7 protein-coding genes are annotated in these 14,226 nt (G+C 61.9%); 5 read left to right on the top strand and 2 right to left on the bottom strand.

What is annotated here, in order from left to right:
- Window positions 1–168 precede the first annotated feature (168 nt).
- From Q4P21_RS02835 to Q4P21_RS02820, 4 genes are all read left to right on the top strand, one after another.
- Complete coding sequence (locus Q4P21_RS02835; RefSeq protein ID WP_207345806.1) at window positions 169–1,152, top strand: ABC transporter permease; 984 nt, start codon at window positions 169–171, stop codon at window positions 1,150–1,152.
- Window positions 1,153–1,154: 2 nt separating this feature from the next.
- Window positions 1,155–2,081 (top strand): ABC transporter permease, encoded by a 927-nt coding sequence (locus tag Q4P21_RS02830; RefSeq protein WP_303387346.1) that lies wholly within the window; start codon window positions 1,155–1,157, stop codon window positions 2,079–2,081.
- A gap of 49 nt (window positions 2,082–2,130) precedes the next feature.
- Window positions 2,131–4,212: a dipeptide ABC transporter ATP-binding protein gene (locus tag Q4P21_RS02825; protein WP_303387384.1), complete on the top strand. Its 2,082-nt coding sequence runs from the start codon at window positions 2,131–2,133 to the stop codon at window positions 4,210–4,212.
- A gap of 65 nt (window positions 4,213–4,277) precedes the next feature.
- The gene (locus Q4P21_RS02820) at window positions 4,278–6,005 is read left to right on the top strand and encodes an ABC transporter family substrate-binding protein (protein ID WP_303387345.1); all 1,728 of its coding nucleotides are present in this window, start codon (window positions 4,278–4,280) and stop codon (window positions 6,003–6,005) included.
- A 71-nt stretch (window positions 6,006–6,076) separates the two neighbouring features.
- Here Q4P21_RS02820 and Q4P21_RS02815 read toward each other — a convergent pair whose 3' ends face one another.
- Both Q4P21_RS02815 and Q4P21_RS02810 read right to left on the bottom strand, forming a co-directional pair.
- On the bottom strand, window positions 6,077–6,727 hold the full coding sequence (locus Q4P21_RS02815; protein ID WP_303387344.1) for a hypothetical protein: 651 nt from the start codon (window positions 6,725–6,727) through the stop codon (window positions 6,077–6,079).
- Between the two features lie 72 nt (window positions 6,728–6,799).
- Complete coding sequence (locus Q4P21_RS02810; RefSeq protein ID WP_303387343.1) at window positions 6,800–9,619, bottom strand: family 20 glycosylhydrolase; 2,820 nt, start codon at window positions 9,617–9,619, stop codon at window positions 6,800–6,802.
- A gap of 265 nt (window positions 9,620–9,884) precedes the next feature.
- On the opposite strand from Q4P21_RS02810, the gene Q4P21_RS02805 reads away from it, so the two are divergent.
- The coding region (locus tag Q4P21_RS02805; RefSeq protein WP_303387342.1) for a discoidin domain-containing protein at window positions 9,885–14,226 on the top strand (4,342 nt) is incomplete at its 3' end.

The following is a 14,226-nucleotide window of genomic DNA, read 5'->3' as shown; positions in this document are numbered from 1 at the left end:
CGCTTTCACCTAAGGAAGCAACGCTCTTCCGTTGTGGTTTGGCCAGTACCCCAGGCCGTCGTAACGGGCCAGCTTGAAGGATGAATGAATGCCACTGCACACACCCCGGCAGCGGACGATGCGTTCTACGCGTGATGCCGCTTTTGCGCCACCATTGAGGCTGGCCCCATGATCGGGTTCATAGCAAAACGTTTCATCAACTACGCCGTTCTGTCGGCCATCGCCACCCTGAGCGCCTATGTCTTGGCCAGCATTATTCTCAACCCGGCCAGCCGCTACCTGGGCCGAAATCCCCGCCCCTCCGACGACACGATCAACGCGATCCTGGACGGACTGGGTGTCAATCCCAACACCCCCGTCATTGAGCGGCTCTGGGCATGGATCGTGAATTTGGTGACCCACGGCTCCCTCGGTGACACCATCCACAACACCACCGTCATCAGTGAAATGACGGCCCGTGCCGGCACCAGCCTGCGCCTGCTCATCCTGGGCACCATCATTGCCGCCATCGTCGGTGTCGCCATTGGTGTTTGGGGTGCCGTGCGCCAGTACAGGATCAGTGACCAGGCTATTTCCTATGCGTCGTTCACCATTCTTGCCACGCCTGCGTTTGTGTTGGGCATCCTGCTGATGATCCTGGCAACCATGCTCAATAACGTGCTGGGCATCCAGCTGATCAGCTTCACCGGTGAATACACGGCCGGGCTCGACGGCGGCTGGTGGGCCCATGTTCTTGACCGCGCCGCACACCTGCTGCTTCCCACCATTTCGCTGGCACTGATGGGAGCCGCCGGGTATTCCAGGTACCAGCGCAGCGCCATGCTCGACGTGCTGGCCGCGGACTACATCCGCACGGCCCGTTCCAAGGGCCGCACCCGCGGTTCGGCGCTGGTGCGCCACGGTGTCCGGGTGGCGTTGATTCCCATGTCCACCTATTTTGCCTACTCCTTCGCCACGGTGTTGGCCGGCGCCGCTGTCACGGAGCTTGTGTTCAGCTGGCACGGCATGGGCGAGATGCTCGTCCAGGCGATCACGCAAAGTGACATCAATGCCTTTACCGGCGCGATCTTGTTCAACGCCGTTTTGATCCTGATAGCCGGAACCCTGGCTGACATTGTGTACGCGGCACTCGACCCGAGAGTGAGGGTGTAGCCATGTCCATGCTTGACGAAGTGCCCATCGGCGACATTGCCGCTGGCAGTCCCGAAACCAGCCACTCCAAAAAACCTGTTTCACGCCTGCGCCTGGTGGTTTCGCGGCTGCGCAGCACCCCGCGTTTTTGGGTCGGCATCATCGGCTTGGTCGCGATCATCCTGTGGGCCATTTTTGGCCTGGTCCCCAACGCCTGGAACGCCACCGATCTCGACGTGTACAACATGGGCTCCCGCCCAACGGGGCTGCACTGGTTTGGCACCAGCGACATCGGCGAGGACATTTACGCCCAAACCATCGTCGGCTTGCGCAAGTCACTGATCATCGGACTGCTCGTGGGCCCGCTTGCCGCCATCATTGCCGGTGTGGTGGGCGCCGTGGCCGGCTACCTTGGCGGCTGGTGGGACCGGGCCATCGTGTGGGTCATCGACCTGCTTCTGGTGCTGCCAAGCCTGTTCCTGTTCATTCTGCTCAGCCCCATTTTCAAATCCCTGTCCTGGGTTGCGTTGATCTTCCTGCTCTCGGGCTTTGGCTGGATGATCATGGCCCGTGTGATCCGGGCCCAGACCAGGTCGCTGCGGGAACGGGACTTCATCAAGGCGGCCCGGTTCATGGGCGTTGATACCTGGACCATCATCCGCCGCCACGTACTGCCCAACGTGTCCTCGCTGCTGATCATCGACGCCACGCTGGGGGTTGGCGGGGCCATCCTCAGCGAGACCACCCTGAGCTTCTTTGGCTTCGGCATTCAAGCCCCGGATGTCTCGCTGGGCACCTTGTTGGCCGCCGGCCAGGGCGCCGCGGCAACCCGTCCGTGGCTGTTCATTTTCCCCGCCGCCATCCTTGTCTTCACCGTGCTCTCCGCCAGCCTTGTCGGCGATGCCCTGCGCGACGCCGTCGACCCAACCTCCGGAGTCAACCGTGACTGAGAACCATCCCACAACAACAACGAAGACCCGTACGCTCGCGGGACACCAGCTGGCGGAGACATCTAGCCATTTGCTGGAAGTGCGCGATCTAAGCGTCACGTTCCCTCAGCCCGGAGGTTCCGTGACCGCCGTCCGCGGCGTCAGCTACCACGTGGACAAGGGCGAGTTCCTGGGCATTGTGGGCGAGTCGGGCTCGGGCAAGTCTGTTTCCTCCCTCGCTGTCATGGGGCTGCTGCCGTCCTCCGCCAAGGTCAGCGGCGACATCCTCTTTGAGGGCACCTCGCTGCTGGGACGCAGCGACAAGGAGCTGTCCAGGCTGCGCGGTGACGGCATTTCCATCATCTTCCAGGACCCGCTCTCAGCACTGACGCCCGTCTACACGATCGGCGCACAGATCGCCGAGGCGTTGCGCCTTCATGACAGGAGGCTCTCCAAGCAGGCTGCCAACGTCCGCGCGGTGGAGCTGCTGAAGGTGGTGGGCATCCCGAACCCGGAACGCCGCGCCCAGGCATTCCCGCATGAATTCTCCGGCGGCATGCGCCAGCGCGCCATGATCGCCATCGCCATCGCCAACAACCCGCGCCTGATCATCGCCGATGAACCGACGACGGCGTTGGACGTCACCATTCAGGCGCAGATCCTGGAGGTGCTCCAGAAGGCGAAGGACATGACGGGCGCCGCGGTGGTGCTCATCACCCACGACCTTGGTGTGGTGGCGGGCAATGCGGACAGGATCGCTGTCATGTATGCCGGGCGGATTGTGGAGACCGGCACTGTGGATCAGGTGTTCCACCAACCGTCGATGCCCTACACCATTGGACTGCTGCGCTCCATGCCGAACCTGGCCACGGCCGGCCACACCCGGCTGGTGCCGTTGGAGGGGCGCCCGCCACAGTTGAGCAACCTGGCTCCCGGGTGCCCTTTCGCCCCGCGGTGCCCGGTGGTCATCGAAGCCTGCCGCACCACCGAACCGCCTCTGACCCCCATTGGGACTGACCCGCTGAACTCCTCGGCGTGCCTGCGGGTGGCTGAAATTGCCAGCGGGGCACTGGACCGCGGCCACTTGTACCCCGTGCCGGAGCCGGTCATCGCGGCCGAACGGGCAGATGTTGCCTCTGAGAACGTGCTGGCCGTGGAGGCACTCAAACGCCACTTTCCACTATCCAGGGGGTCCATTTTCAAACAAACCATCGGCATGGTGCGTGCCGTGGACGGGGTGGACTTCGAGATCAAGTCCGGCCAGACCCTGGGCCTTGTGGGTGAATCGGGCTGCGGCAAGTCGACCACCATCATGGAGATCCTGGAACTGGCCAAGCCCCAGTCCGGGTGCGTCACCATCAACGGCGTGGATGTGGCAACGTTGAGCGCCAGGGAGCGCCGGACACTGCGTCGGGAGATCCAAGTGGTGTTCCAGGACCCCATGGCGTCATTGGATCCCCGGCTTCCCGTCCAGGACATTGTGGCCGAGCCGTTGACTGTCCACGGCATCCCCGCCCGCGAACGCCTGCGAAAGGTCCGGGATGTGTTGGACCTTGTGGGGTTGGACCCTTCCATGGCTTCGAGATACCCGCACGAATTTTCCGGCGGGCAGCGCCAGCGCATCGGCATTGCCCGGGCACTGGTCACGGATCCGAAGATCGTGGTGCTCGATGAACCTGTCTCGGCCTTGGACGTTTCCATTCAGGCCGGCGTCATCAACCTGCTCCAGGACCTGCAGGAAAAACTTGGCTTGTCCTATCTGTTCGTTGCCCACGACCTGGCGGTGGTGCGCCAAATTGCCGACACCGTTGCCGTCATGTACCTGGGCCGGATCGTGGAAAGCGGGCTGGCGGAACAGATCTTCGAGAATCCGCAGCACCCCTACACGCTGGCGCTGCTCTCCGCTGTTCCGGTGCCTGACCCCACGGTGGAGCGCAGCAGGACACGGATCATTTTGGAAGGCGACCTGCCCAGCCCCACCGAGGACATCAACGGCTGCAATTTCCGCACCCGCTGCCCGCTGTACAAGCTGATGGACGCAGCGGGCCAGGAGCGCTGTCGCAGCGAAGATCCCATCCAAAGACCCGTGGAGGGCAGCCGCGTGGCGTGCCACCACGCTGAACACATCGACCTCATGACCACCACAGTCTGACCACAACCACCGCCCTGGCCGGACACCACCGATGAACGGCCAGGACCATTCAATGGGAGGAAGCAATGAAAAACTTCAACAAGATGCTGGGAGCCGGAGCACTGGCTCTTGCGCTCACTGTCACCGGCTGCAGTGCCGGCGGCGGAGACGGGGACAACAAGCCCAGAGTGGACAACAGCAAGGGTGCTGCCGACACTGGTTTGCTGCCCACCACGGCCTGGACGAAGGCCGACTACGCCTCGGTCAAGGACGGCGGCACACTGACGCTTGCCGTGGACCAGATGCCGGACAACTGGAACACCATGCAGGTCGACGGCAACGTCAAGGCCGGCAGCGAAATCCTGGATCCCACCACGGGAGGCCCGGTCGTCAACACCGTTGATGGCGGCTGGGCGTTGAACCCGGACTATGCCACCGACGTGAAACTCGCTGGCGAAGACCCCCAGGTTGTTGAGATCAAGCTGAACCCGAAGGCGGTCTGGGAAGATGGCACACCCATCACCTACAAGGACTATGACGCCACCATCAAAGCCAACAATGGCACCGATGCGGACTATCAGATTGTTGGCGACAACGTCTACAAGGACATCGAATCGGTGACCCGCGAAGACACTGATTTCAACTTCAAGATCACGTTCAAGAACAAGAACGCAGACTGGCCTTCGATCTTGGGCGGCAGTACGGCAGGCTCGGTCCAAACTCCCGTGCTGCCAGCCGCGGTTGCCGCGGATGTGACGGCCTTCAACTCGGGCTACAAGTCCAAGCCGCTGCCATCCAGTGGACCGTTCAAGGTCTCGAACGTGGACGCCGCCGGCCAGGTTGTGACGTTGACGCCGAACGAGAAGTGGTGGGGCCAAAAGCCGAAGCTGGAGAAAATCGTCATGAAGGTCGTCTCCCGTGACGCCCTGGCGCAGGCGTACGCGAACAAGGAACTCGACGCGTTCAGCATCGGCACGAACAAGAACAACTACGACACCGCCAAGAAGCGCACTGACGGCGCCATCCAGCAGTCCGGCGGCCTGACGTGGAACCACATCACGTTGAACGGTTCCAAGGGTGCGCTGGCTGATGTGAAGGTCCGCCAGGCTGTGGGACGCGCCGTTGACCGCGACACCATCTCTGCCAGCCGCCTGAGCCCCATCGGCGCACCGGTGGCCAGCCAGAACAGCTACATCTACATGCCCGGCCAGAAGGGCTACGAGGACAACGCAACCGCCGTCATCGGTTTCGACACCGCCAAGTCCGAGGAACTGTTGAAGGAAGCCGGTTATACGAAGGCTGCCGACGGAACTCAGGAAAAGGACGGCAAGAAGCTGGAGATCACCTACACGCTCGATGCCAACAACCCGGTGTCGGAGCAGATATTCAAGCAGGTCCAAGCCAACCTGAAGGTTGTGGGCATCAGCGTGAAGAATGATACGGTTCCGGCCGACAAGTTCTTCTCCGACTACGTGCTCAAGTCCAACTTTGAAATGACAGGCTTCGCCTGGTCGGGCACCGCCTACCCGGTTGCCTCGTCCGAGTCGATCTTCTACCCGAAGGATGCGGGACAGAACTTCTCCGGCATCACCGATGACAAGCTCGGCGACATGTGGCAGAAGGCCAACGCAGAGCTGGACCCGGCCAAGCGCATCGAACTGGCGAATGAGATCGACAAGACGATCTTCGCCTACACCCCCGTCATCCCGTTGACGCCCACCCCCAACACCCTGGGTGTGAAGGACGGTTTGGTCAATTACGGTGCGGCACAGTTCCAGTCAATCGACTGGACCACCGTGGGATTCAAGAGCTAGATTCCTGGCTGTACGGCAAGGGTCCGCACCCCGCTCTTCGTGAGTGGGGTGCGGACCTTTTGTGTAAGGACTTACGTGATCATGCTTGCGAGGGTAAGGACGGCTAAAAGGACACCGACGACGGCGGTCGGCATGTTCCAGCGGCTTGCCACCCCCTGCTGGGTGCCGGGCTGGGTGCCCGGTTGGGCGCCGAGGGACACATGGGGGGAGCTGAGGCTGGGAGAGGGGGCGCCGCCGTCGTGCTTCCCTTTAGCCGTAGGGCTGAGTTCCCACGCATCCCAGGCCGTTTGGATCAAGGTTTGAGTGTACGGCAGGGAAGCCGCGGTGCGGGCGCCACGTGCATCGGTGCGCATCTTCGGGCCCAGCTTGCCGGACCCGGGTGCCCCCCAGCTGGCAATGCGGCCGGCTGTCGTGTCAAAGCTGACGGTTTGCAGCACCCGCATGGCAATGAGGTCGCCGAAGGGGATTTTGTGGTCGCGCAGAATATTGCTGACGGCCAGGCCGTCGGAGCGGATCAGCAGCCGCGGGCGCCACAGCAGCACGTGGATTCCCCACGCGGTGAGCAGCAGCCAGGGCAGGAAGTGCCAGATCGAGGCAGGTGTGCCTGTGAGGATCAGATTAAGGGCCAAGAAGGCGCAGAAGCCCCAGGCAATCGCGGCAAGCACCCGGGTGGGGGTGGAGTAGACGGACACGGTGTGCGGGGTGTCGGCGATTTTTTCCATGGTCCCACAAGCATGCCAGACCCCGGGGCGCCGCTGGGTGCCCCAGGTTCTGGCATGCCTGGCTGCAAAGCGCTAGGCATGTGCCGCCCGGCGGCGGCGCAGCAGGACTCCCAGGGCAAGCAGCAGCACCGCGGCTGCCGCCAAACCTCCGGGAACCGACGCCCCTGTGGACGCAAGGGAATTGTCCTGGGCGGCAGCAGGGCTGTCGGCCTGGCTGGACGGGCCTTGTCCGGCATTCGTTCCGGCGGAACTGGTGGTTGTTCCTGCAGTGGGCTCGCCACTGGCTGTGCCCTCGGAAGGACTATGCGTTGCCGTGTCCTTCGTGGGCGTAACGGTACCTGTGCCCTCGGTGGGAGCGTCCGTTGCTGTGCTCCTGGCAAGCAGGTGCCTGGTACTCTTTGTCGCCGAAAAGTCGGGGTGGTAGGCCGAGGTCAGCGTCGCGGTGTTGACGATGCTTCCGTTCCCTTCCGCGGAGACCACCGCGTTGTAGTCCAGGGTTACGGAATGACCTGGCTCGAGGACTCCGTTCCACGTCAACAACTCTTTGTCGAAAATCGCCGGTGGAGTGGCGGATCCGGTCTCGGGGCCGGTCCAAGCCTGCATTTCCCACAGGGACATGCCGTATTTTTTTCCGCCGATCGGTGTGCGGTCCAGGCCTTGCATGCGCACGAAGGAGACGGGCTGATCAATCAGAAGCGGCTGCCGGTCCACACTGCCGCACGTCGGTGAGATCACCGCGGTGGCGGGTGTCCACACGCTGCCATCGGTTGAGACGTCGATGCGGTAGCTGGCTGCGCATGCTTCCTCCCAGTAGATGGTCACATGGTCCACCGTGGTTGGCTCGGTCAGTTCCACGGACAGCCAGGCGTCATCGGCCCCGTTTGAGGACCAGCGGGAACCGTTCGGGCCGGACTGACCCTCCAGCGCTCCGTCGAAGGCAAGCTCGGGACCCCACTGTGTCGCGACCTCCTGGCCGGAAGCGCTCGCCGGACGGTTCAGGGCTGCGTTCGTGCCGGGCGCACGCACCACGGCCCCTTTTACGTCTGTGACGCTCGCCGAGGGTGCGTCGCTGACTGCCACATCGTCAACGGCGTCACTGAGGTCATCGCTGAGGGTGACAGTGGTTCGGGTGTCGCCTGCATTGGTGGCGCGCACCTGCCATGTGAGCTTGTCACCTTGCTTCAGCCCACCCTCCACGGGTGCACCGTCCCGCGTGGCCACGGCGGTTTTGCTCAGCTCCAGTGCGGGAACCGAGGTCAGGTCGGCAGCTGCCGGCTGGGTCCCGATGGCCTCGACGCGCGCGAGCCATTGGGCATAGCTGACAGTCGATCCGGTCGGGTTCCAGACACGTTCGGCCATGGCCCGCAGCGGCAGACGGATACCGGCCGTGACCTGTTCTTCTGTCTGCCGGTCGGGACTGTCGCTCCAGATGGCGTAGGAGGAGCCGGTCAGCCAATCCGGGCTGGGTTCGGGGTACACCTGCCCGCGCTGGGCTGCCGGTACGGTCCAGTCCTTGTTGGGGAAGACTCCGGGGCGCCAGTCGTTGTAGATGTCTGCGGCCGGGCGCGGGGTCGAATAGGCGGCTCCGGGATTGGCGAGCACGTAGTAAAAGAAGCCGTCGTTGAAGTTGACGATCTTGTGGCCGTGTTGGCGGATTGTATCCACCGTGGGCATGCTCGGGTGCCATTTTGTCCAGTACGTGACGTCAACGGATGCATCAAGGGCCACGGAAGTGTCCGCCCCATAGAGCGCGTCGTTCCAGACGCGTACCTGGTTTTTACCCAGGGCGTGCAGGTGAGTGTTCACCTCGTTGAGGAAGTGGATGTAGCCGTCATGGATGCTGGCTCCCGGGCCAACCTCGGCTGCCGCATAGCCCTGAAGCCGTGGGAAACGTTTTGCCGGGTCGCTGGGGTCCTCAACGTTGAAGATTTCGTCGCCGCCCATGTGCCAGCGGCTTCCGGGGAAGAACTCGGCGAATTCATCAATGATCTCGAATATCAATGCCCGGGCCTGCGGGTTTGAGTAGTCCAGAACCTTGCGGCCCTCGGCGGTGTCTGACGCACGGAATTCGGGATGTTCGTTCAGGAGTTGGTTCAGGTGCCCAGGTACATCGAGTGCCGGGACAACCTCTATGTGGTATTGCTTTGCGAGTGTGAGCAGGCTGGAAAATTCAGCCTGGGTCAGGTACTTATCGCTGACGATTTCCGGGTGGGTCTTGCTCTCGAGGCGGAAGCCTTCGTTTTCTGAGAAGTGGTATTGAAGCTGGTTGAGCTTGATGGAGGCCATGTCGCGGATGACCTGTTCGAACCATGCGGGGGAATAGTATTTGCGCGCGGCGTCCACGTGGAGCGATCGCTCAGGTTTGGCCGGTTCGTCAATCACAGTGGCGGCTTGTGCGCCTCCGGAGGAAGCGAGCGACTGCAGCAGGGTCCGCGTTCCGTAGAAGACTCCGGTGTCGCTTGCTCCCGTGATCATGGCCGAGCCGTCAATCAGAAGTTTGTAGCCTTCCGTGGATGTGAGGTCCTTGGTAGTCCCCAGCCGCAGCACGATGTCACTTGGACCGGCCAGGTCGGAGCCTATGACGATCTCCGGAGCATGATTCATACCCAGCTCGTGCTGCTGGTCGAGTGCAACGAGTTCACCGGCGAGCAGTGCTGCCTCATCGTGCAACTGTGCCTCATCGACATCGGAAACAATGATCCGGGTGGCGGGTGTCAGCTTGAATGTCTCCCCGTCCGTGAGGCTGAGTTCCTTCACCGTCGGGACAACGCCGGCCAGACCCGGGCCGGAGAGTGCCGAGGTGTCTGCTGCAGGTGCAACGCTGGGCAGGAGTGCAAACAGGAGTGGCGCGGCGGCGATGCCGGCAAAGATTCGGAGCGGGAGTCTTCTCATGTAGTGAAATGTTATCCATCTCACAGACACGTGTCCATTGTTTTCTGATTGAGACGTTACATTTCCACTCAACATAGTTCAGTTTGTGACATCCGTCATGGTAGCTTATGGGGGATTTCAAACATTTATGAACAAGTCGTAATGTGCACTGCCAGTGCCACGTGCACGACCAACTGAAAAGGAAATTATGGGAGTCTCGTTCGGAAGTCGCCGGGCCTGGGGGCGCCAAGTGTTGGCTGTCGCGGTTCTGCTGCCAATGGTGGCCATGACTGTTCCCGCCCAGGCGGCTTCACAGGGGGCGAGCCAACCGTCCGTGTTGCAGCAGGCTCCGGCACCGCAGGGGGAAGCAGCCGCCGGTCGCCAAGTGAAAAACTTCAACACTGACTGGAAGTTCAACCAAGGCGACGTCGAGGACGGACAACTCGCCACCACCAATGATTCGGGCTGGGGGTGGGTCAATCTCCCGCACAACATCAAGTTCAACACTCCCGAAGACGTCACCGAGTATCTGGGGGCAGCCTGGTACCGCAAAAAGTTTACTGTTGGGGACGAAACAGCCGGCAAGAAGATCTCCATCGACTTTGAAGCTGCCATGCAAAAGGCCGAAGTGTGGCTCAACGGCGTCAAGATCGCCACCCATGTGGGCGGGTACACGCCGTTCAGCATGGATGTCACGGATAAATTGCTGCCAGGGGAGAACCTGATTGCGGTCCGCATAGACACGCGACCCAACGCTGACTGGGGGCCCGGGCGCACCGGCGTTGACTTCCGCTACTTTGGCGGCCTGTACCGGGACGTGACCATGACCTTGACCGACCGCGTTCACATCACCGATGCCGTCGCCAAGAACGAGGTGGCCGGAGGTGGACTGTTCATCACCACGCCGACAGTTGATCCGGCGTCGTCCACGGTCCAAGTGCGTACCGACGTGCAAAACGACACTGCCGCCGGAACATCGGTGAAGGTGAAGACTGAAATCCTAGATGCGGCCAACCAAGTGGTGGCCACCGGCACCAGCACGGCGCAGCAGCTTGGGGCGGCCAGCAGCACGACCGTCCAGCAGCAGTTCACTGTCTCCAATGCTAAACTGTGGCACCCCAATAGCCCCAATCTCTACCACGCGCGTGTCAGTGTTCTGAGCGACGGCGTCGAGTCGGACCAGCTCACGGAACAATTCGGCATTCGCAAGATTGAGTGGCGCCACGAAGGATTGTTCATCAATGGAGTCCGCTTCAAGGCGATTGGAACCAACAAGCATCAGGAAATTTATGGTTTGGGGAATGCAGTGCCCAACACCAGCATCTATGAGGATGTGAAGCGGGTCAAAGATGCCGGCTTTGATTTTATCCGCACCTCGCACTACCCCAACGACCCTGCGTTCTATGACGCAGCGGACAAGTTGGGCGTACTGGTGCTCAACTCCATGACCGGGTGGCAGACCTTCAACAACACCACCGCGTTCAAGGAGAACAGCTACCAGGAATTGCGGGACATGATCCGCCGCGACCGCAACCACCCGTCCGTGATTGCCTGGGAAACCAGCCTCAACGAGAGCAATTACAGTGACGAGTGGGCCCAGAAGACGAACTCCATAGCGCATGAGGAGTACCCCGGAAATCAAATGTTCACTGCGGGGTGGAAGGACAACTTTGACATTTTCGTTGGCGCTTCCCAGCATGACATCCGTGACACCAAGAACCCCAAACCGATCCTGATCAGCGAGTGGGGCGACTGGGACTACGGTGGAAACTCCTCCACCTCGCGGGTGCCGCGCGAGAACTATGACTTCAGTAACGAGACGCGCAACAGCCTCAGCCAGGCCGCCAACCACCAGGAGGGCCTGAACGCCAACCTGGGCATGGATTGGTTCAGCGCCGATGCGCTGTGGGACTTCGCCGACATGAGCGGCTACAACCCGGGTGCTTCACTGATGGGTGTCACCGACTACTACCGAATTCCCAAATTTGGCACGTACCTGTTCAAGTCCCAACGCAACGCGGACGTGGTGATTCCAGGGGTTGATTCCGGCCCCATGGCGTTCATCGCCAACACCTGGTCGTCTAACTCACCCACCTCCGTCAAGGTCTTCAGCAACGCCGAGCAGGTGCGCCTGTTCAAGAACGGCACCCTGGTGGCGACGCAGTCCCCGGACACGGGCAAGGACACAGCAAACCTGCCGCATCCGCCCTTCACCTTCAACGTTGGCGCCTACAGTGCAGGCGAACTGCGCGCTGAGGCGCTCATTGGCGGCAAGGTGGTGGCAACCCATTCGGTGAAGACCGCCGCCACCGCAAGCCAGATCTCCCTGACGAAGGAAACGCAGACCCCGCTCAAGGCCGACAGCTCGGACGCCCGTCTTGTCCACATTGCCGTTCAGGATGCCAATGGAACCGTTGCCTACACGGACAACAGCGCCGTGGACGTCTCCGTGAATGGGCCAGGCGAAATTGTTGGGCCCACCACATTGACCATGAAGGGTGGTCAGCTGGCCGTGTGGGTCAGGGCCAAGCGCACCCCGGGGGAAATCACCCTGACGGCAAGCCGCGCCGGGCTCAGCGCTGGCACCGCCACCATTACCAGCGAAGAGGTGCCGGGTCTGCCTGCACCCCAGTACGACGACGGCGAAGCGTCCGGGGCGAACGTTGCCATCGGCTCAGCGGCAACTGCGTCGACGTCGGCCGCAGGCGCCAGCGCCAGCGCCGCCGTGGACCAAAACCTGGCCACGGCCTGGAAGTCCGGCACTGCCTCGGGAAACTCTTGGCTGATGCTTGATTTGAGGAAACGCCATGATTTGACCGGCTCCACCCTGGTTTGGGACAAGTCCGCGGCGTACCCGTACCTAATCCAGTATTCCGAGGACGGCATTGTCTGGGACACGGCACTGGATAAATCCGGTGTAAATGAAGCTGCGGAGAAAGTCAGCGACACCTGGTTGCGGTCCGGACGCTACGTGCGTGTGGTGTTCCCGGAGAACGCGGCCAGCAGTGTGGCAGGTGTTGCGGAATTCAAGCTTTTTGGCTCTGCAAGTTCAGCCCCTGCTTCTCTCGACATTGCGCAGGAAAAGCCCGGTGTAAGCGCATCGAACTTCGCACCGGGGCATGAACCGGCAGTGGCGAACAACGGAAACCCGGCACAATACTGGCAGGGTGGACGTGGTGGGAAAACGTGGTGGTCGGTAGACCTCGGTGCACGCCACCAGCTCACCTCCACTTTGGTGACGTGGCTCGATGGCAGCACCGCCTACCAGTACACCATTGAAGTCTCCAACGACGGCGAAACGTACTACACAGTGGCTGACAAGAGCACCAACACTGTGCCGGGGAACGAAAGCCAGGACGCCTTCGATGCGGTTGCACGCTATGTCCGAATTTCGGTTGTGGGCGGCTCCAACGATGAATCACCGGTGGGCATGTACAACTTCAAGACGCTGGGCTTCCCGGTGGCGGACGTTGTGGCACGCAAGGCTGGCAGCGCCACATCCGCTGCTGAAGGTTCGGGAGCGGCGTTGGCCAACGACACCGCGCAAGGCACCTCGTGGCGTTCCGCCGAGGGGGACACGACTCCGGTGTGGAGCGCCGACCTCGGAGCAGACTTTGCACTGAACGGTATTGACGTGAGGCTCGCAGCGGATTCGGTGCGGGAGTTCACGGTGGAGACGTCCTTGGACGGATCGACTTGGACGCCAGTGACTGCCACCGCCAATTCGACGGGTTCCCTGACGTTTAATCCCACGGTTTCCGCACGCCATGTACGCCTGAATTTCACTGACGTGGGCGCCGGTGAATCGGCGGGCCTGGAAAACATTGCAGGCTATGCCGGGGAACAAAACCGCAACCTTGCATTGGCGTCGGAGAACGCGAACGTTCAGGTCACTGCGACGTATTCCAATGCAGGCGGAGGCGACTCGCTCAGCAAAGTCAATGACGGAATCATTGCCACGGCCGGCAACGGAGAGACGAAGAACCTCTGGACCAACTGGATAGCGGCTCCACGCGCAGAAGACACCATCACGGTGGACTTTGGCGGGGCGCGCACTGTGTCTTCCGCTGAGTTCTACGCCTTTGTCGATTCGGGCGCCGCTGCACCGGACGCGGTGACGGTGCAATACCTGGACGGCAGCGCCTGGAAAGATGTTCCTTCGGCCGTCGTGACCCCGACCCAACCGGCGCAAGGCAAGAACATCGTGCATTTTACTGGCGTGACCACCAACAAGGTCAGGTACGTCATGACGGCCGGCAAGTTGGCGAATGGCAGTTTGGGCTGCATTGCGATCTCCGAGTTGCGGGTCATCGGAACGGATGTAGCACTGCCGGTGCGCTTGGCCGCTGTGACGGTGGCAGCGGGCGTTCAGCAACGCGCCGCGACCAGCATTGCAGCGCCCGGCCGCACACTCCAGCTGGAGGCAACAGGCAGTCCTGAAGCCTTTGCAGCCGCAGCGGTGACGTGGGAAGTGCTGCCCGTGGCCGGCGCTGCGCCCGTTGTCTCCATCGATGCGCAGGGTGTTGTCACAGGGCTTCGGTCCGGCACGTCAACTGTGCTGGCTGTTTCAGCAGATGGCTGGAACGTGGTGGGCACCATGAACGTGAGCGTTGGCGAAACCGAACCCA

Source organism: Arthrobacter sp., assembly GCF_030540645.1.
In the GTDB taxonomy this organism is placed as follows: Bacteria; Actinomycetota; Actinomycetes; order Actinomycetales; family Micrococcaceae; genus Specibacter.
This window is presented reverse-complemented; position numbering and strand designations above follow the sequence as displayed.